Source organism: Timaviella obliquedivisa GSE-PSE-MK23-08B (assembly GCA_019358855.1).
GTDB classification, from domain to species: Bacteria; Cyanobacteriota; Cyanobacteriia; order Elainellales; family Elainellaceae; genus Timaviella; species Timaviella obliquedivisa.
Genome location: JAHHII010000028.1, coordinates 1 through 17,120, shown reverse-complemented (window position 1 = coordinate 17,120; position 17,120 = coordinate 1). Strand labels below are relative to the sequence as shown.

Here is a 17,120-nt window from a genome sequence, read left to right as displayed (position 1 = left end):
GAACAAAGATTATGAACACCTTCCGCAGACCTCAGAGACTCTGATCTATCTGGCGATGATCCGGATTATGGTGAGGCGATTGGCGTAAAATCTGACTTGCCATAACTTTTCAAACATCCTCTAACAGACTTCTATGATTACACCCGAACTCCTTTTAAGAACATCTATAGAACAACTGTGCTAACAGAATTCAGCCTCACCAAACTCTGTTAGGCTATATCAGACTCGTGAGAGAAATTTGTTACTGAATGGGTGCTGGAGTTTAGCTTAACCCCTATACTCAACCACCATTTTTAAGTGAAAATGATCCAACGATAGTTCAACGAAAGGTCATATACCCTCTATTGTTGGAGAATCATGCTAACTCAATTAGATTACGTAAAATTTCTGCGCCCATTGCTGCCCCCAGAAGCTTTTATACCGAGCTTTAGTAAGCTGATTATTTTGGGGATTAATGTTCTCATTTTGCTGTTAGGATGGGCGATCGCTCAACATCTTAATCTGTGGTCAATCTATTGGCTTTGGCTCTATTTACCACTCACTTTAATCATGGGCAATAGCGTCGTGGCATTGCTGTTTTCCTGTCACGATATGATGCACGGCAGCGTCATTAAAAATCCTCGTTTAGTAGATTTTATTGCTTTGATTGGGTTGTCTTTGCTCTGGATGCCGCCTACACTCTGGAAAGCGGTTCACAATCACAAACACCATACTCAAACAAACTCACTGCAAGATCCCGATCGCAGCTACCTGGTTCAGCAAAATAACACCTGGGGCAAATGGATCCAAAATCTGGTCATTCCTTCCGCCGAAGTCAATGGGGTCTTCCTTGCCTTTGGCATGTTAACAGCTTGGGGAACCCATACTTTTCGGCATCTAACCTCAATCCTTTTCTTTAACCGCGACGATGTAGATTATGTTCCTGCTGCCGTTGTCGTTAGCCCTGCCAAACGCCGACTTATTGCGATCGAAATCTTTTGGATTGCCGCGATTCATCTCAGCATTTTATTGTACATTCACAATCCCATCGGCATTCTTTTGGGCTACTTGCTTCCCATTAGCACTGGCTATGCTGGAGTTATGTTTTATGTATACACCAATCATTTCCTTTGCCCGATGACCGAGGTGAATGATCCGCTTCTTAACAGCGTGTCTTTAAGAATGCCTAAAGTTTTTGACCTCTTGCATTTTAACTTTTCATATCATACCGAGCATCATCTTTTTCCCGGTCTAAATTCCGATTACTATCCAGAGGTACAAACTCTGTTGCAAACTCATTACCCTGAGCAGTTCAATCTCATTCCGGCTGACAAAGCTTGGCAGCTTTTGCTGAAAACTCCTCGCCACTACCGTGATGCACAAAACTTGACCGACTGGACAAACCAAAAAACTGTGACTTGTCCTTCACTCACAAAAGTTTAGGCGAAAATTATAGGATAAAAATAAAAGCTGGTGACAAGACTCGAACTTGCGACCGGCGGTTTACAAAACCGCTGCTCTACCAACTGAGCTACACCAGCAAACGTTGTTCAGTATAGCAAAGCTATGTCCTAACAAGCAACAAAGAATCAGGAACTGGAAGGCGACCCTTGCGGTATCTGCGGAGCAGCACGACTCAAAAAATGAGGGCAGTAATTAAAGTAGGGGTAGTGGAGGGGCGATCGCTGATAGCCAGACAAAATCTAAAAATATGCAGAAAGATTCTGCTGATCCACCTTAGCTGGCGTATTATACAGAAAGATTCTGCCGCTCTGCCTAATTTAAGGTAATATGCGGAAAATTTTTCTCTAAAAACGAGTTATGTCGCAAGTCCTCGGTGGGGCAGTTCCACGAAGGTTGTCTATGAATGGATAAGCTTAAGTTAAAGCGCTACGAGTTAGCTGTCTACTTGCTGCTACTGCTGCTTTCGGCAGTCATAGCTTTTACTGGTCATTATCTTATTGCTCAAGAAACTATAAAATCTATTGCCATTAATTTGGCTTCTGAGCTTCTAGCGGTTGGAGTTCTTTTCTTCATCGTCAATCGAATATTCCTATTAGACGATAACAATAGAGATGATAACTCTACCGAAATTATCCATGAAATCAATACAGCTAAAAACTTAACTGTTCAACACAATTCAGTGGCTCAGAAGCAGGGAGATCGAGTAGAGCAAGCTCTCAATTTCTTAGTTAGTAGGATTGAACGAGTAAGTAATTCTTCAGAAGAAAACTCCAAAATTCTTGAATCTATTCGCTCAGAGTCTGCATTAGCAGATAAAGTTCAGGAACGAATACAGATAAACGAGAGATTATCCACTTTGTCAGATCAGTTAAAAAGTACAGAATCATTGTTAACTGCAAAAGAGCAAGAAAGAATTCAAACAAGTAAAAGATTGAACGAGGAATTTGCAGTCTTGTCACAACAGGTGAAAAACCTAGAGGCTACTTTAACAAAAACTTTTACTGATGTAGGAGAACAATTGAAAGCTAAGCAAGAACTTCTCATAACAGATTTGCGTAATACCGTCAGCTCTAGTGAGACTAAGAGTTATATCAGTGCCCAGGTGAAGCGAAATCTACCTGTTCTAGTTCGTCCAAGTAATCCCACTCAACCTGAAAATCCAGAAGCTGTATCTAACGCTTTAACAAATAAAATAGTAGACACTTATAGCAGAGAATTATCTGGAACCCTTGATAATTTAAGCAGTGAGTTATCAGCATCTTATGACGAAGCTGCATATAGTCGAGTAAGGCAACTACTTAATGAGATTGAAAGAATAAAACAGCAACTTAGGGATCTGGGTCAAGAAACCTGAGGATAGGTATTGAGCTTGCCTGAATATTCTGAAGTGATTTAGAAGAGGTGAGGGGCGCAAAAGCAGCATGAACAATTTAGTTGGAGTGGACTAGCAGAGTTAGTCGGCATCGTAGAACAGATTATTTGTAGCCGTTCAACCACGCCAGTAGCTCATCAGACTCGAAAGCTAAAGTTAAGTTTTGGATGTGTCCGCCTTGAAGAGAACTGGAGCAGTAAAGACTTTTCAGCTAAAATTAAGCCAACTCCAAAGACTCCCTGTTCTATGCCTGAACCACACGAGCCGGATGCCACTCAATCTACTAGCAAGCCGCTTTCTTGGATGGAGGGTGTGACAAACCGTGTAAGAAAAATATTGCCTGTAAAGGTTAACCCTGCTCAATGGTTCAGCATCAACGAAGCTCAAGTTGCCGAAATTTTAGAGCGAGTCCGTTCAGAACTTCCGACGACGGAGGCTGTCTTAGTTGGTAAACCGCAATCGGGTAAAAGCTCAATTGTGCGAGGTTTAACTGGGGTTTCGGCTGAAATTATTGGGCAAGGGTTTCGTCCTCATACTCAGCATACTCAACGCTACGCCTATCCTTCTGCTGATTTGCCGTTGATTATCTTCACAGATACTGTTGGTTTGGGAGATATTAGCCGTGATACTCAGACGATCGCTCAAGAGTTAGCAGGCGATCTCCAACAAAAAAGCAGAGGAGCCAGAGTCTTAATCCTCACCGTTAAAATTAGCGACTTCGCCACCGATAGCCTCAAACAAATTGCTCAAGAAATCCGGCAGCAACACCCTGATATTCCCTGCCTTCTAGCTGTTACTTGTCTCCACGAAGTTTATCCTCCCAACGCCGACCATCCGCCCTACCCTCCCGCTTCTGAAGAAATCGATCGCATTTTTTCTGCCCTCAAAGCTACGTTCACGGGCTGTTATGATGCCGCCATTCTCATCGATTTCACCCTGGAAGAAGATGGCTATGAGCCTGTTTTTTATGGTTTGGAAGCCTTTAGAGAGGCTCTTGCCGAGATGCTTCCCGAAGCCGAATCGGAAGCCATTTATCAGCTTTTAGACGAAGGCGCTAGTGACAAAATTGGCACGCTTTACCGCGATACGGCGCACCGTTATATGACAGCCTTTACCGTGATGGCGGCGACATTGGCGGCTGTGCCCCTACCTTTTGCGACCATGCCCGTTTTGACGGCTTTACAAGTTTCAATGGTGGGCTTACTGGGGAAATTGTATGGGCAAACGTTGACCCCTTCTCAGGCGGGTGGCGTGGTAAGTGCGATCGCCGGGGGCTTCTTAGCTCAAGCAGTCGGGCGAGAATTGGTCAAGTTTATCCCTGGTTTTGGCAGCGTGATAGCAGCATCTTGGGCAGCAGCTTATACCTGGTCGCTGGGTGAAGGAGCTTGCCTTTACTTTGGGGATTTAATGGGTGGAAAGAAACCTGATCCGCAGCAAATTCAAGCGGTGATGAAAGAAGCGTTTCAATCGGCGCAGGAAAGATTTAGGCGGGTTAAATCTTAGGAGAACAGTTCAGGAATATGTTTGGGATTCAGAAATACTTGACCGCTGCTTTTAGGTAGAACAAACCCGATCGCCGGACGATGCCAGTAATAGGAAAACTTTAGTCCAGCGTCTATGCCGTCACCATGAACGCAATGTTCCCATTGTTCAAGAACAGTATCTTGTACTTCTAAAAGAAAATAATGCCGACAAGACTCTACACTTGTATCTAACCAGCATCGCCGCGATTCGCCTAACTTACGAATGATGGTAAGATTCGTCAATCCGCTCTCTTCATGAATTTCTCGGTAAAGCGCTGCTTCAATCGATTCTCCTGCCTCTACTCCGCCACCTGGAATCTGAATGTTCGCATCCTGACAATCTGGATGATGGAACAGCAATAACTCATACAGGCTTTTGTTTTTGCGAAGAATGAATGCACCTACTCGTTCAGATATTCGATCGCCCATCATATTGCAAAGTCCTAACGTAAAAACGCTTCTTGATAGCTGCCGACTCCGAACTCTTGCTGAAATTGGTCAATCACCCAGGAAATAGATTTACCCTGGCGCTGGGCGATCGCCCCCAAGTAATTCTGATACTCTACCTGATCCTGCCTCGTCGGACGTTTTCCAAAAATCAGCCCTCGATACCACAACACATCAGGCGAACAGCCGAACTCTTTTCTAAACTTATTCTCTGTCCAAGTCGGCGCAGCACCATCCTCATACGATCGCCGCCGATGCACCTGCAAAAATGCCATCATCTCCTCTTTCCGCATTTCCCGAATTTGCGTTTCGGTCAATACCTCTACTAAATCATCTATCCTCACCTGTGGCTCAGTTTCCCACGTAAAGCCACACCCTGGACACTGCACCACAAATCCCCACACCAACTGATTGCACTGCGGACACTGCTTTGCTGGAGCCGCCGTCGCCTCACCTGGCTCTCGTCGATTGGGCAAGCGATACTCCTGGATGTCTTCAGGAAATCCCAGCCGTTGCAAGTTGCCTGCTTGATCCAGGATTAAGCCGTGGGTTTTGCCCGTTGCTGGCGAGATCCGCATTACTCGTCCAATTTGCTGTTGATGGAGCGCCCGCGATTGAGTAGGACGCAGCAGCAGCCCAACTTCGACGCTGGGTTCATCAAAGCCAATGCTAATGACGTTGCAAGAAGTTAGCACTAAAAGTTCGCCTGATCCTAACGCAGCATATAGCCGATGGCGTTCTTTGATGGGTGTGTTGCCATCTACCACATCTGCCGCTACGCCGACTGCACAGAAAGCTTCGGCAACGTGACGCGCGTGTTCCACATCGACGCAAAAAGCGATCGTGCGTTTGTTCGGGGTGAGGCGTTGCCACTCTTCGACAATGCGTTCTACAAGTTCGGGGCGATCGCACGCATTTTTCAAATCTCGCTCATCAAAATCCCCAGCAAGTGTTCGTACTCCTTCTAAGTCAACTTGTGTATCTTTCGGCATTCCAAAATACTTCATCGTTGCCAGAAAACCCATCTTCTGCAACTCTGACGGTACGGGTGAAGCGACTAGGGTTTCCATATGATCGCCCAGTTGATCTTTGCCCAACCGATAGGGCGTTGCTGTCATCGCTAAATGCACGGCACGGGGATGGGTGTCGTAAATGATGTCTTGTCCGACTTGGCTAAAAACTGTGGTATGTCCTTCGTCAAAAAACACGACGTGCGCCTTCCAAGTTCTCCACCAAGTTCGCTGCGCCATCGTTTGAATACTGGCAATTTGAATCGGCGCTTCTGGGTCTTCCTTCCACCCAGCTTTAATGAAGCCACAGTGCAGCCCAAACGCCTGCATCTTTTCGTAGGTCTGCCCCACTAAAACATCTAAATGCACAATAAATAGTAGCCGACAGCCGCGCGCTGCTGTATCTGCGCAAATTTTGCCGCCAATGACGGTCTTACCTGCCCCAGTTCCCGCAATAATGGCAATGCGTCGGTGCCCTTTGCCCAACTCAACGTAGAGGTCTTTAATGAGTTGACTCTGATAGGGGCGCAGGGTCGGCGCTTTGGGTTTTGCCTGGGGTTCCTCTAGATGCATTCTTCCTCCGGGAATAGTGGCGGTTTCTGCCAGAGTATTGGATGGGCATAGCCATTATGCATTAGGTCGGTGGCTTTGACACAAGCTTTCTACTCTGCAAAATATTAGACAGAATGTTTTCTTTGCTTTCATCTACAATATGATGGCATTCCGATCGCCACAAGCATTCTTTCTCTCGTTTACGAATCTTTTCACAGAATTATGGGCAAACCAGACAAACCGCAAAAGGGCAGAGTGGTCTGGAATCATTCCACCCATATTCCAGGATTGATTGCCATCCTGACCGAATTGAGCGAGTGCGAAGGGATTCAAACCATTACTCCGGCAGTATTGGGTTCTACTAAATCTAATATGCACAGCCTCAACATTAAGGTGTCGGTGCCGATTCGGGGCGGCTTTAAGCTGATTGCACGGAAAGGCAAGACGTTTCAGGAGGTTTTTTTACTAACAACGTTGAGCAAAGAGCAATTGGAAGAAGCGATCGCAGAGGCTTTAGAGTAGACAATGCTCAGTTTATTGCTAGGTGGCACCTTACGGTTACTGAGGATGATGCTAGATCTTAGCTAAGAGGATGTTTGAAAAGTATCAGAGCCTCTTACACTCGCCCCCTAAATCCCCCATTCTGGGGCAGGACTTCCGAGCCAGTTCTGCTTCAAAGTCCCCCAGAATGGGGGATTTAGGGGGCGGATCGGTCAGCAATCTAGGCTTTTCAGACAATCTCTCAAGCCTTTTTCATTGCCCCATTATCCTGTGCAACAATTCCCCTGCCGCATCATAAGTCACCTTATAAACAAACTCCCCGCCATCACAAGTCGCCAACCGCCGCGACTCCCTGGCATGACCCAATGCCTTCGGCACATCGCCCTGCTCCAGTGCCCGTTCGGCAAAAAACAACTGCACATCTGCTTCTTGCAGGACGTAGCCACTGCGCTGGGCAATCTCCTGGGCTTCAGTTGCCAGCCGCAGCGCTTCTTCAGGTTGGTTTTGGTCGAGGCGCAACCGGGCAAGATCGAGCAGAATGTCGGCTTCAGTATCTACTGAATTGATGGCTCGGCAGCGGGTTAGGGCTTCGTTGGGGTGGTGGTCGCTTTCGTCTAGATGATGGTTGACTCGGTGGGCTGCTCCTAGGAGCCAGTGCGATCGCACATAGTCTTGTGGATGAGGATAGTAGGTTCGAGCACATTTATCAGCCAGTTCCAGCGATCGCCCAGCTATCTTATCAATGCGCGCAATTCTAGGGGCAAAAAAAAGAGATAAGCCTTGCCTATCTCCTTGCTGTGACTTCTATAAATGGGAGAGCCGTGGAGGCTATGTGACCTGTGTCAGCACTCGTTGCCGAGCCGGACGTTTACGATCGCTCTTTTTCTTCAAGCCCACTGCCTGCGCTGCATCGCTATCCGAGCCAAACTGACCCACAACGACTTCCTTCATCGACAATATCGCTTTATGAAACTCCCACTCTGCCAGGCGCGCCGCATCTGCTGCCGCTTTCGAGAGCAATTGCCGCTCAGTTTCTACTTGCTGTTGCGCCAACATATTTTGGTAGGCAAGTTGCAAAGCGCCTAAACTGGCTTCCGGGCGAATCGTATCGTACCTAGGAACCGTTTGTAGTCCATGTAATGCATCAATATCGCGGTCAAGGATTTGGGGCGACAAGCGCCGAGTGGTATCTTGAGTAGGCATCGTTAACTCACTGTGTAATGATTAGCACCTCTATAGTGCCCATAACTACAGCAGTGCCCCATAATTACGGAGAATCTAACGATGATGATTGTCAGTCCCAGCATTGGCATAGTGAGCCAGGCTGATGGGTCGCGTTGCGATCGCATTGCCAATGTTGGTAGTCGCATTACCAATGTTAGGCAATGCAATGGCAAAATCACCGATCGCACTGCCATTGTTAGCTCTGTACTTGCTGTGCGATCGCCTGTCATTCACAATCACCGTTGAACTTGCTCTACGCGGCTTCGTCAATAGATTTCTACTTGCTCTAGGCGGCGAAACTCGCGGTCTACCTCGTACCACAGCGACTTGTTGTGAGGATCAGTTCGCAAAGCCTTTTTAAGATAGACTCTCGCCTTATCGCCTTCCTTCTGTCCAATTAAATATCGCCCAAAGCGTTGATAAGTAATGGCTTGCCACTGCCGCACCTCGCTATCGTGGGGCATTCGCTGGGCTAAGCCTTCGACTAGCGCGATCGCCCGTGGGAATCTTTGTTCGCGCAAGAAGTTCTGCAATTGCTCGTAAGAGTTTTCCTTAAGCTGGCGATCGGTTAGCGATAGGTCTGGATTGAACTCAACGGGAGGCGATTTCCGAGAAGGTTGCGGTTTGGATGGAGGATCTACCTGAGGCGAGGGTGTAGCAACCGTTTGAGACACTGTTACTTTAATTTCTGGAGCAGCAGGCTTAGGTTTTGCTCTTGGCGACACAGCAGGCGCAGGAGGCACAACACTAATCAAATGTTTGTAAGCATCGGTAAGCTTAATAAACTTATCCTTCGCTCGATCGGGGTCTTGAGGATTGGCATCGGGGTGATACTGCCGTGCTAACCGACGATAAGAAGCCTTGATTGCCTCGTAAGAAGCGCCAGTCCTCAACCCTAAAAGTCGGTAACAGTCGGCAAGATCCATGTGGTGTAAAAAAATGGCAGAATTTTGATACATTCTGCCACTTACAACGCTAAATTGTACAGACCTCAAGAGAGAAATTTATCTCCCATCCTTAAACAAACGCCAGCTAGAGCTTAAGCAGTATGCTCAGTAATGACGCGATCGATTAAGCCGTAATTCATGGCTTCTTCAGCAGATAGGAAGTAATCGCGATCGGTATCTTTCTGAATTTGCTCAACAGATTTGCCTGTGTGCTGCGCCATTAACATATTTAACTCGCTGCGCACTCGCAAAATCTGCCGCGCCTCAATTTCAATATCTGAGGCTTGCTGCCGTCCGGTGCCACCCAAAGGTTGGTGAATCATAATCCGGGCGTGGGGTAGCGCTACACGCTTGCCTTTAGCGCCAGCAGTCAGCAAAAATGCACCCATAGAAGCCGCCAGACCGACGCAAATGGTCACCACTTCAGACTTGATATGCTGCATGGTGTCGTAAATCGCCATGCCTGCCGTGACCGAGCCACCGGGAGAGTTGATATACAACCGGATTGGCTTGGTGGGGTCTTCAGAATCGAGGTAGAGCATGGAGGCAACGATCGCATTGGCAATGTTGTCGTCTACTTCCCGGCTGAGAAAAATAATGCGCTCCAGGCTAAGCCGCTGATAGATATCGATCCATTGCTCATAGGAGCTACCGGGGAGACGATAAGGAACTTGGGGGACTCCAATAGGCATAGGTTGATTCTCCTAGGTTTGTTAAAAGTTAGGGCTGAAGAAGTTAAGTCAGAGCCGCCGCCACGGGTCTAAGATGCTTCGTGCTTTCTACTACGCGATCGATTAAGCCGTATTCCTGGGCTTGATGCGGGGTGAGGTAGAAGGTGCGATCGAGATCTTTGGCAATTTTTTCGACAGATTGCCCAGTGTTTTTCGAGAGCAAATTCAAGAGGGTATGTTTATCTTCTAAAACCCGCTTAGCATAGATTTGAATGTCAGTTGCCTGCCCTCTGGTACGGTTGAAAGAAGGGTTTAACACAATCTCGGCATGGGGAAGACTGGCGCGAAATCCTTTAACGCCGGAGGAAAGCAACATTGCTGCACTACCGACTGCTTGACCCAGACAAATCGTGTGAATGGGTGACTTAATCAACTGCATGGTGTCGTAAATCGCCATGCCTGCCGACAAACTACTCGCCATCCCTGCCATCATCTGGTCGCCAGAGGAGTTGATGTAAAGGCTAATGGGCTTTGTCTGATCTTCAGACTCCAGATATAGCATCAACGCCACCACAGAGTTAGCGACGTTATCATCGATCGCTTCATTCAAGAAAATGATGCGTTCAAACGCCAAGCGGGTGTACAAATCAACCCACTGGGTTTGGTTGCTACCTGGAATTCGGTATGGGACTCTCATAGGTAAATTGCTCAGAAAACCAGTATCAACTTTGGGCGAGGGCAGCCATCGGTTTAGGAAGATCTTTGGCGCTCTCTAAAACGCGATCGATTAACCCGTACTCTTTGGCTTCATGGGGGGTGAGGTAGAAGGTGCGATCGGTGTCTTTCGCAATCTTCTCTGGCGTTTGTCCCGTGTTCTTAGAAAAGATATCGAGGATAGCACGACGATTTTCTAGTACTTCCTTTGCCCGAATTTGGATGTCGGTTGCCTGTCCTTGAGCGCCGCCACGAGGCTGATTCAGAACAATGGTGGCATGGGGCAAGCTAGCGCGGAAGCCTTTGGTGCCTGCTGATAAAATCATTGCCGCAGCACCGATCGCCTGACCCAAGCAAATGGTGTGAACAGGCGGCTTGATGTAGCTGAGGGTATCGCAGACTGCAAACGCTTCGGTTTCAAAGCCAATGGTTTCGCCAGTATGCCAGGAGGTGCCTGTAGAGTTGATGTAGAAGAAGATCGGCTTGGCGGGGTCGTCAAATTGTAGATAGAGCAACTGCGCCATAATCAGTTGAGTAATGTCTCCGCCTCGTTCCCGCTTGACATCATCAATCGAGTGAAGGGGACCCCCTAAATAGACAATCCGTTCCTTTAGCAGCAAGGAGGGCAGGTCAGGAGGTGGGGTGCGATAGGAGGCCTCGCCATAGTACTGACCTTGCACAGCCTGGATGGGTGAACTCATAGCGTGGTGCCTAAAAGAATGGAATAATTCCTACCATAGTAACGTGATCCTGAAAGCGAGGCGTTGCTTTTGAATGTACTAGAATGGGGGACTTCCGAACCTTCTACAACTTTTTTGAGAATCTCTTTGAAATATTTTTTGTCTTGACTTTTTAGTGTCGATAACTCAAACATTCAGCGATTGGAGCTTTTGCAATGAGAGTGGGTTTACAGGCTGCTTTAAGTGATGCCAACCTGGACGCGGCGCAACCTAGCAGCCAGCGGCAATTGGCGATTTCTCTGTCGGCGATCGCTCCTCCGGGCGGCAGAACTGCACCGCTCAATCTTTGCCTCATTTTGGATCACAGCGGCTCAATGCAGGGTCGTCCGCTAGAAACGGTGAAGCAGGCGGCAAACCGCATTGTCGATAGTTTATCGGCGGGCGATCGCCTTTCCATCGTGGCATTCGACCACAAAGCCAAGCTGATCGTGCCGAATCAGATCATTGAAAACCCTGCCTCTATTAAAGTGGAAATCAACAAGCTGAAGCCCAGCGGTGGAACGGCGATCGATGAAGGGATGTTGATGGGCATTGAGGCGTTGGCGGTGGGCAAGAAGGATACAATTTCCCAGGCTTTTCTGTTAACCGATGGCGAAAATGAGCATGGTGATAATCATCGCTGCATTAAGCTGGCAAAGCTTGCGGCTAGTTACAACCTCACGGTAAGTACGCTGGGCTTTGGAGATCATTGGAACCAGGATATTTTGGAGCAGATTGCAGACGAAGCAGGGGGTTCTCTGTCTTATATTGCCAAACCTGAAGAGGCGGTGAGCGAATTCGATCGCCTCTTCAATCGCATTCAATCTGTGGGACTAACGAATGCTTACCTCCATCTTTTTCTAGCGCCTCAAGTTCGCCTAGCTGAGTTAAAGCCGATCGCTCAAGTGGTTCCCGATACTATTGAACTTCCATTCATTCAGGAAGCAGATAGCTGTGTCGTCCGGTTAGGCGATTTAATGATGGAGGCTCCCAGAGTGGTGCTGGCAAATCTATACACGGGGCAACTGAGCGAAGGGCAGCAGGCGATCGCCAGCCTGCAAGTGCGCTACGACGATCCGGCTTCGGGGCAGCAAGATTTGGCTTCTGAACGGATTCCAGTAGAGGCGAATATTTTATCGGTGTACCAGCCTGACCCAAATGTGCAGGTACAACAGCATGTGCTGGCGTTGGCAAAGTATCGGCAAACCCAGATTGCAGAGATGAAATTGCAGGCAGGCGATCGGGCTGGGGCAGCAACGATGTTGCAGTCTGCGGCAAAAACGGCTTTGCAGATGGGCGATCAAGGGGCAGCAACAGTGTTACAGGATAATGCGACGCGGTTGCAGGAGGGCGAGCAACTTTCGGAAAGCGATCGCAAGAAGACTCGCATGGTGTCAAAGACGATCTTGCAGTGACGTAGTTTCTAGGGGCGGTGCTGAATGAAAGTATGAAAATCCGGTTCCTCTGCTTTCCTAAAGGAAAGGGGCGCTAAGCAGATTCATAGTTTCATTCAGCACTCATCAAAACCTCTTATCCGCAGTCGTCTTCTACTAAGGGAGTTGCAATTAAATAACGCCCCGAACCGCCCCCTAAATCCCCCATTCTGGGGGACTTTGAAAGATTCGGAAGTCTTGCCCCAGAATGGGGGATTTAGGGGGCTGAAAAGTCAATGCATTTCACTGGTGTTTTATTCTCACGCAACTCCTAAGCGTCTTTCTACTTGAACGATCGCCAACTTTGCCTAAAGTTCTCACCACTTCCGCTTCATCATTCATTGCTACCTGCAAGTTTTCAATGACAGCGCGATCGCCTGTTTTTTCTAGCGTACTCACCGCCGCCTTTCGCACTTCCACATCGCTATCCTTCATCGCCAGAATTAAATGCGGAATAGCAGGAGCATAATCTATCTGCCCTAAAGCCGAGGCTGCCTCAGTGCGAATGACGGTTTCGGGGTCGGTGAGGGCAGCAACAAGAACCTTGAAGATCGCTCGTCGGCTTGCTCTTGGGCAACATGGGCGATCGCTCCAATCACAGGGCAACGCACATCCACAGAATCAGAATCCAGCGCTTCATACAACAAATCTGTTGCTTCGGATCCAATGAAGGCAAGCGCCGAGGCCGCATGTCCCTTAATGCTTTCAGGATGTTCGGGTGCAGCTAAAATTTGCAGCAACGCCGGGACAGCAGCCTCACCTGTCCGAGCCAGCGCTCCAGCGGCTGAGCCTTGCACAACCGTATCTTCGTCGTTCAAGAGTTTTTTCTTGATTTTGTCTAAACCTTGCGTCCGATCGCCACTGCCAAATCTCGATATCGACGAGGATCGCCTTCAGACAACACCAATCGCTCATGTCCCTTACGTTCGTAGAGTTTGGCTAAAACCGATTCCCAATCATGGGATTGCAGGCTAGAGGGCTGATCATCTTTAGGCTGAAGGGGTTGAACGGCAATCTTGATCTGGCGCTGGGCTTCACACGCACGGGCACGGACTGCCCAACTAGTATCATGGATGGTCATTTGCTCAAACTGGGCATGGATTTGCGATCGCCATTCTGGGTAAGTGGCGATCGCGCCTACTAGTGCCTGCAATCCTACGACTGCGGAATATCGGACAATCCATTCCTCGTCCTGCTGCGCTACAAATAGCAACGACTCTAGCGCCTCTTCTTGGGCAATTTCTAGCAAATCTTTGGGAAACCAATGCCATTTCATCGTGCCTAATCCTTTGGCAGCGGCACGACGAACGCTAAGGGAAAAGTCGGCAGTAGCAGCACCCAGTAACGTTACTAATCCGCGCGGATCGCCAATGCCTGCCAGCGCCCGAATTGCCCAGGCTCTTGCCGTGTAGTTATGTTGATCGAGTTGAGCAAGAAGAGCAGGCACAGCAGGTTCGCCAATTTGGATCAGCCCATCCACGGCGGCAACGGCGGCTCCCGGATTGTTGTAGCCCAGTGCCTGTATTAACGTTGGAATTGCGCCTTCTAGCCCAGAGGCTGCTAAATTCTGGACAGCATCAATGAGGAGCGTTGATGAATCGGCGGCTTCGACAGTTTGAATAAGAGTTTGGAGACGTTCAGACATGAGGGGAAAGGGGAAAGGGTGAAGGGTAAAATCCCATACTTAACTCTTACAATAATTCATCCATCAATGCCATGACTTTGATGGCTCCTGCCGATAAATCGGGGAGCGGGGTTTGCTGGAGTTGTTTTTCGAGCAGTCCTTTGAGGGCGATGAGTTTGAGGCTATTTTCTGCCAGGGTCTGGGCGATCGCCTCTGCTGCTGGTAAACAGCCGATCGCCCCTAGGTCTGCTAATGCGGCTCGTCTAAGCTGAAGTTCGTCACCTGAGAGAGCGTGGATGAGGCGATCGCTATATTGCGTCGCAGCTTGACCAGGCGTGAGTTGGTACATTGCCCGCGCGGCTGCATACTGAATGCGGGGCAAAGGATGCTCTAAAAATGGCTGGATATCAGAAATTGCATGGGTTGCACCCAAGGTACCCAGGGCTTCTAAAATGGCATCGAAAGGCTGCGTTAATTGGGGTGGTTCAGGAGCAGGAAGAGTGCCGGATACATTATTATTCAACAGCGCGATTAACTGAGGTAGACAGGACGGATCTTCTAGCATTTCTAACGACTGAGTCGCCGCTTCTCGCACATAAAAATCGGAGCATTCTAAGGCAGTGATGAGAGCGGGAACGGCTCGGCGATCGCTCAGCTTCCCTAACGCCCGTGCCGCATTGCGGCGGAGCGGATAGCCGCCAACTCCCGTGCGATCGGCTTCATCGGTGAGTGCTGTGATTAAAGTATCAATGGCTTCAGGGGCATCGACTCGGAAGCGTCCGAGCCACCAGGCAGCATAAACCCGTAGCCCTAAATCTTCGCCTTGCAGGTTGGCGATCGCTTGCTCAATAGTCAGGTCGGGTTGAGATTCTTCTGGCAGGGAAGGCATGAGGCAAAAAGTACCCAGAGGACAAAAAAATACCCGGAGGGATTAACAATCTTCGACTATTTGCCGATGATCGCTAATCCCTCCGGGCGAAACTCTAGACTAGCTCAGCGCGTTAATAGCGTAGTCGAGGTAGGAATTCGCTTCAACAGCAGGGTCGCCGCTCAAGCCATGGTTTGCTTTGACATACTTCAACGCTTCGATGTACCAGCTAGGAGATAGCTCGAACGTGCGGTTGATTTCAGCCAAACCACCGAGGAGGTAATCATCCATGGGGCCTGTACCACCCACTACGAGGCAGTACGTCACCATGCGGATGTAGTAGCCGATGTCACGAGCACACTTTTCTTTGCCAACTTGGCTAGAAGCATACGCAGGGCCTTGCATCGTGGTGGTGTATGGGAACTTTTGGTACACCGCGTTAGCAGCGCCAGAAGCCAAAGATTCACCTTTAGAGGTCAAAGCTTTAGCAGCTTCCATGCTGGCACCAGCTTGGCGGAAACGACCGAAAGCAGTTTGGATTTCGGTGGAGCTAAGGAAACGTCCTTGAGAATCAGCAGTAGAGACTGCTTCGGTTAGAGGTGTTTTCATGATGCGAGTATCTCCGATAGGGTTTGTAAAAGGAAAGAAACCAAATTAACCAACAGCAGAAGCAGCCTTATCAAAGTAGCTACCCAATTCAGACATCAGGCTGTTGCAGTCGCCACGGGTGATGTTGTTGGTATCGTTAGCGATCGCGATCGCAGCTTCTTTCATTTTCTTCACGCCTACTGCTACGGAAGCGCCGGGGGTGCCCAGTGCTTGGTAGGTTTCACGCAAACCGTTGAGGCAGCGATCGTCCAAGATGCTGGCATCGCCAGAGAACATTGCGTAGGTGATGTAACGCAAGATGATTTCCATATCGCGCAGACAAGCAGCCATGCGACGGCTGGTGTAAGCGTTGCCGCCGGGAGCAATCAACTGAGGCTGTTCAGCAAACAACGACCGAGCAGCATTTGCAACAATCGTAGAAGAGTTGCTGGTGATGCGGTTAACGGTGTCCATGCGCTTGTTGCCTTCTGCAACCATGGCGCTCAGAGCATCCAGTTGAGAAGAGCTTAGGTACTCGCCCCGAGCGTCAGCCTGAGAGACTACCTTTGCAAATGCGTCCAACATAAACTCGATCTCCTAATGTGTTTAGTTTGAGTATGGTTAGTTTCAAATTGAGTGTTGTGTAAGCCTGAGGCAAAACTCCAACTTTGAAAAAAGTATGGAAAGCTTTACACGACTTAAACCACTAGAGAGTCTGGTGAATCAATAATTGAGCCAACCAATCCCTGCTCTTCTTATCTTCTATCATTGTTTTATACTATGTCGTTGGATCGTTTTTGAAGGGAAGTTAGCAATACGTTACAAAGACAACAGAATGATAAAGAAAATGTCGATCGCCATCGGGTAGATTTTTTGACTCCAATAGGAGTAAGTTAAAGAGCCTCAAAGGCTTAGGCAGAGGCGATCGCGTGTTGCCGCTCTAGGTCAAACGAAAGCCGATGAATGTGTTCTTCAGTCCACTCTGAGCCGTAAAAACGGTTAACCATTCCACGCGCAGGGTCTTTTTCGGCTCGATAATGTAAATAACTAAGCTGAGAATTCTCAATATTTCTTAATATTTCAATATTCAGTTATGGGTTCTGCTTCCTCAAAAAATCTAGATACATTCGCACGTAATCACATTTCTTCGCCTCTACGAAAGAAGTTCATCATGGTTAGGGGAGTAGCTGCGTGGGCTTTCTGAAAACTCTAAAACTTATTGGGCGAGTTCTGTTTCGATCGCCATTATCAACGAAGCATCGTTAGGGGCGATCGCACTTTTATATCGCGCCACAACTTCACCTTTTTTGTTAACCAAAAACTTTTCAAAGTTCCAAGATACTTCGCCTTTGGGTTCTAAGCTACTCAACATTTAACTTGCAAGTAGCCCATTTCCTTTGTTCTTCACTTTTCGTTGCCACTTAATCTTTAGTTCTCCTTGATTCAGGAGGCGATCCAGTAGCTCTCTCAATTCTTCCACCGAT

Annotated in this window: 21 protein-coding genes, 1 tRNA gene and 1 pseudogene; 7 read left to right on the top strand and 16 right to left on the bottom strand. The window is 48.3% G+C overall.

The annotated features are described in order from the left end of the window. Both KME11_23080 and KME11_23075 read left to right on the top strand, forming a co-directional pair. A partial coding sequence (locus KME11_23080; protein MBW4518089.1) for a transposase occupies nt 1-88 on the top strand: 88 nt, incomplete at its 5' end. 269 nt (nt 89-357) lie between these two features. After that, on the top strand, nt 358-1,422 hold the full coding sequence (locus KME11_23075; protein MBW4518088.1) for a fatty acid desaturase: 1,065 nt from the start codon (nt 358-360) through the stop codon (nt 1,420-1,422). A 25-nt stretch (nt 1,423-1,447) separates the two neighbouring features. On the opposite strand, the gene KME11_23070 is transcribed toward KME11_23075, so the two are convergent. Next, nucleotides 1,448-1,520, bottom strand: a tRNA-Thr gene (locus tag KME11_23070). Nucleotides 1,521-1,846: 326 nt separating this feature from the next. Here KME11_23070 and KME11_23065 point away from each other — a divergent pair. Continuing rightward, on the top strand, nt 1,847-2,797 hold the full coding sequence (locus tag KME11_23065; GenBank protein ID MBW4518087.1) for a hypothetical protein: 951 nt from the start codon (nt 1,847-1,849) through the stop codon (nt 2,795-2,797). Between the two features lie 264 nt (nt 2,798-3,061). Then, entirely contained in the window at nt 3,062-4,318 is a 1,257-nt protein-coding gene (locus KME11_23060) for a 50S ribosome-binding GTPase (protein MBW4518086.1), read from the top strand. Here KME11_23060 and KME11_23055 read toward each other — a convergent pair. Both KME11_23055 and KME11_23050 read right to left on the bottom strand, forming a co-directional pair. After that, nucleotides 4,315-4,770 (bottom strand): NUDIX domain-containing protein, encoded by a 456-nt coding sequence (locus tag KME11_23055; GenBank protein MBW4518085.1) that lies wholly within the window; start codon nt 4,768-4,770, stop codon nt 4,315-4,317. The genes KME11_23060 and KME11_23055 overlap by 4 nt on opposite strands. A gap of 11 nt (nt 4,771-4,781) precedes the next feature. Beyond that, nucleotides 4,782-6,368, bottom strand: coding sequence for a DEAD/DEAH box helicase (locus KME11_23050; protein ID MBW4518084.1), 1,587 nt, complete (start codon nt 6,366-6,368; stop codon nt 4,782-4,784). A gap of 201 nt (nt 6,369-6,569) precedes the next feature. On the opposite strand from KME11_23050, the gene KME11_23045 reads away from it, so the two are divergent. Continuing rightward, nucleotides 6,570-6,869: a DUF2103 domain-containing protein gene (locus KME11_23045; protein ID MBW4518083.1), complete on the top strand. Its 300-nt coding sequence runs from the start codon at nt 6,570-6,572 to the stop codon at nt 6,867-6,869. A 231-nt stretch (nt 6,870-7,100) separates the two neighbouring features. On the opposite strand, the gene KME11_23040 is transcribed toward KME11_23045, so the two are convergent. Further along, on the bottom strand, nt 7,101-7,514 hold the full coding sequence (locus tag KME11_23040; GenBank protein MBW4518082.1) for a hypothetical protein: 414 nt from the start codon (nt 7,512-7,514) through the stop codon (nt 7,101-7,103). Between the two features lie 162 nt (nt 7,515-7,676). Continuing rightward, nucleotides 7,677-8,051 carry a hypothetical protein gene (locus tag KME11_23035; GenBank protein MBW4518081.1) on the bottom strand — a complete coding sequence of 125 codons (375 nt, stop codon included), beginning with the start codon at nt 8,049-8,051 and terminating at the stop codon, nt 7,677-7,679. An 81-nt stretch (nt 8,052-8,132) separates the two neighbouring features. Here KME11_23035 and KME11_23030 point away from each other — a divergent pair, with 81 nt between their 5' ends. Further along, nucleotides 8,133-8,318, top strand: a complete 186-nt coding sequence (locus KME11_23030) for a hypothetical protein (protein ID MBW4518080.1) — start codon at nt 8,133-8,135, stop codon at nt 8,316-8,318. A gap of 20 nt (nt 8,319-8,338) precedes the next feature. On the opposite strand, the gene KME11_23025 is transcribed toward KME11_23030, so the two are convergent. The 4 genes from KME11_23025 to KME11_23010 all read right to left on the bottom strand — a co-directional run bounded on the left by KME11_23025 (nt 8,339) and on the right by KME11_23010 (nt 11,105). Further along, a complete protein-coding gene (locus KME11_23025; protein MBW4518079.1) occupies nt 8,339-8,998 on the bottom strand; it encodes a DnaJ domain-containing protein in 660 nt (219 codons plus the stop codon). 113 nt (nt 8,999-9,111) lie between these two features. Continuing rightward, entirely contained in the window at nt 9,112-9,711 is a 600-nt protein-coding gene (locus tag KME11_23020; protein MBW4518078.1) for an ATP-dependent Clp protease proteolytic subunit, read from the bottom strand. Between the two features lie 43 nt (nt 9,712-9,754). Continuing rightward, the gene (locus tag KME11_23015; GenBank protein MBW4518077.1) at nt 9,755-10,387 is read right to left on the bottom strand and encodes an ATP-dependent Clp protease proteolytic subunit; all 633 of its coding nucleotides are present in this window, start codon (nt 10,385-10,387) and stop codon (nt 9,755-9,757) included. A 25-nt stretch (nt 10,388-10,412) separates the two neighbouring features. Beyond that, nucleotides 10,413-11,105, bottom strand: coding sequence for an ATP-dependent Clp protease proteolytic subunit (locus KME11_23010; GenBank protein MBW4518076.1), 693 nt, complete (start codon nt 11,103-11,105; stop codon nt 10,413-10,415). 194 nt (nt 11,106-11,299) lie between these two features. Between KME11_23010 and KME11_23005 the strand changes: the two genes are divergently transcribed. Then, on the top strand, nt 11,300-12,538 hold the full coding sequence (locus KME11_23005; protein MBW4518075.1) for a VWA domain-containing protein: 1,239 nt from the start codon (nt 11,300-11,302) through the stop codon (nt 12,536-12,538). A gap of 261 nt (nt 12,539-12,799) precedes the next feature. On the opposite strand, the pseudogene KME11_23000 reads toward KME11_23005, so the two are convergent. The 7 genes and pseudogenes from KME11_23000 to KME11_22970 all read right to left on the bottom strand — a co-directional run bounded on the left by KME11_23000 (nt 12,800) and on the right by KME11_22970 (nt 17,008). After that, nucleotides 12,800-13,434: pseudogene (locus KME11_23000) on the bottom strand (HEAT repeat domain-containing protein). Beyond that, nucleotides 13,395-14,201: a HEAT repeat domain-containing protein gene (locus KME11_22995; GenBank protein MBW4518074.1), complete on the bottom strand. Its 807-nt coding sequence runs from the start codon at nt 14,199-14,201 to the stop codon at nt 13,395-13,397. The pseudogene KME11_23000 and the gene KME11_22995 overlap by 40 nt, the downstream one beginning before the upstream one ends. A 46-nt stretch (nt 14,202-14,247) precedes the next feature. Beyond that, nucleotides 14,248-15,069, bottom strand: a complete 822-nt coding sequence (locus tag KME11_22990) for a HEAT repeat domain-containing protein (protein ID MBW4518073.1) — start codon at nt 15,067-15,069, stop codon at nt 14,248-14,250. 99 nt (nt 15,070-15,168) lie between these two features. After that, on the bottom strand, nt 15,169-15,657 hold the full coding sequence (gene cpcA / locus KME11_22985; protein MBW4518072.1) for a phycocyanin subunit alpha: 489 nt from the start codon (nt 15,655-15,657) through the stop codon (nt 15,169-15,171). Nucleotides 15,658-15,702: 45 nt separating this feature from the next. Further along, nucleotides 15,703-16,221: a phycocyanin subunit beta gene (locus KME11_22980; protein ID MBW4518071.1), complete on the bottom strand. Its 519-nt coding sequence runs from the start codon at nt 16,219-16,221 to the stop codon at nt 15,703-15,705. 326 nt (nt 16,222-16,547) lie between these two features. After that, entirely contained in the window at nt 16,548-16,727 is a 180-nt protein-coding gene (locus tag KME11_22975) for a hypothetical protein (GenBank protein ID MBW4518070.1), read from the bottom strand. 125 nt (nt 16,728-16,852) lie between these two features. Beyond that, a complete protein-coding gene (locus KME11_22970) occupies nt 16,853-17,008 on the bottom strand; it encodes a hypothetical protein (protein ID MBW4518069.1) in 156 nt (51 codons plus the stop codon). Between the last annotated feature and the right edge of the window lie 112 nt (nt 17,009-17,120).

Bases quoted from the DNA above. Each gene is read 5' to 3' on its own strand.
- KME11_23075 (MBW4518088.1), top strand. From the start codon at position 358: ATGCTAACTCAATTAGATTACGTAAAATTTCTGCGCCCATTGCTGCCC.
- KME11_23065 (MBW4518087.1), top strand. From the start codon at position 1,847: ATGGATAAGCTTAAGTTAAAGCGCTACGAGTTAGCTGTCTACTTGCTG.
- KME11_23060 (MBW4518086.1), top strand. From the start codon at position 3,062: ATGCCTGAACCACACGAGCCGGATGCCACTCAATCTACTAGCAAGCCG.
- KME11_23055 (MBW4518085.1), bottom strand. From the start codon at position 4,770: ATGATGGGCGATCGAATATCTGAACGAGTAGGTGCATTCATTCTTCGC.
- KME11_23050 (MBW4518084.1), bottom strand. From the start codon at position 6,368: ATGCATCTAGAGGAACCCCAGGCAAAACCCAAAGCGCCGACCCTGCGC.
- KME11_23045 (MBW4518083.1), top strand. From the start codon at position 6,570: ATGGGCAAACCAGACAAACCGCAAAAGGGCAGAGTGGTCTGGAATCAT.
- KME11_23035 (MBW4518081.1), bottom strand. From the start codon at position 8,051: ATGCCTACTCAAGATACCACTCGGCGCTTGTCGCCCCAAATCCTTGAC.
- KME11_23030 (MBW4518080.1), top strand. From the start codon at position 8,133: ATGATGATTGTCAGTCCCAGCATTGGCATAGTGAGCCAGGCTGATGGG.
- KME11_23025 (MBW4518079.1), bottom strand. From the start codon at position 8,998: ATGGATCTTGCCGACTGTTACCGACTTTTAGGGTTGAGGACTGGCGCT.
- KME11_23020 (MBW4518078.1), bottom strand. From the start codon at position 9,711: ATGCCTATTGGAGTCCCCCAAGTTCCTTATCGTCTCCCCGGTAGCTCC.
- KME11_23015 (MBW4518077.1), bottom strand. From the start codon at position 10,387: ATGAGAGTCCCATACCGAATTCCAGGTAGCAACCAAACCCAGTGGGTT.
- KME11_23010 (MBW4518076.1), bottom strand. From the start codon at position 11,105: ATGAGTTCACCCATCCAGGCTGTGCAAGGTCAGTACTATGGCGAGGCC.
- KME11_23005 (MBW4518075.1), top strand. From the start codon at position 11,300: ATGAGAGTGGGTTTACAGGCTGCTTTAAGTGATGCCAACCTGGACGCG.
- KME11_22995 (MBW4518074.1), bottom strand. From the start codon at position 14,201: ATGTCTGAACGTCTCCAAACTCTTATTCAAACTGTCGAAGCCGCCGAT.
- KME11_22990 (MBW4518073.1), bottom strand. From the start codon at position 15,069: ATGCCTTCCCTGCCAGAAGAATCTCAACCCGACCTGACTATTGAGCAA.
- cpcA (MBW4518072.1), bottom strand. From the start codon at position 15,657: ATGAAAACACCTCTAACCGAAGCAGTCTCTACTGCTGATTCTCAAGGA.
- KME11_22980 (MBW4518071.1), bottom strand. From the start codon at position 16,221: ATGTTGGACGCATTTGCAAAGGTAGTCTCTCAGGCTGACGCTCGGGGC.
- KME11_22970 (MBW4518069.1), bottom strand. From the start codon at position 17,008: ATGTTGAGTAGCTTAGAACCCAAAGGCGAAGTATCTTGGAACTTTGAA.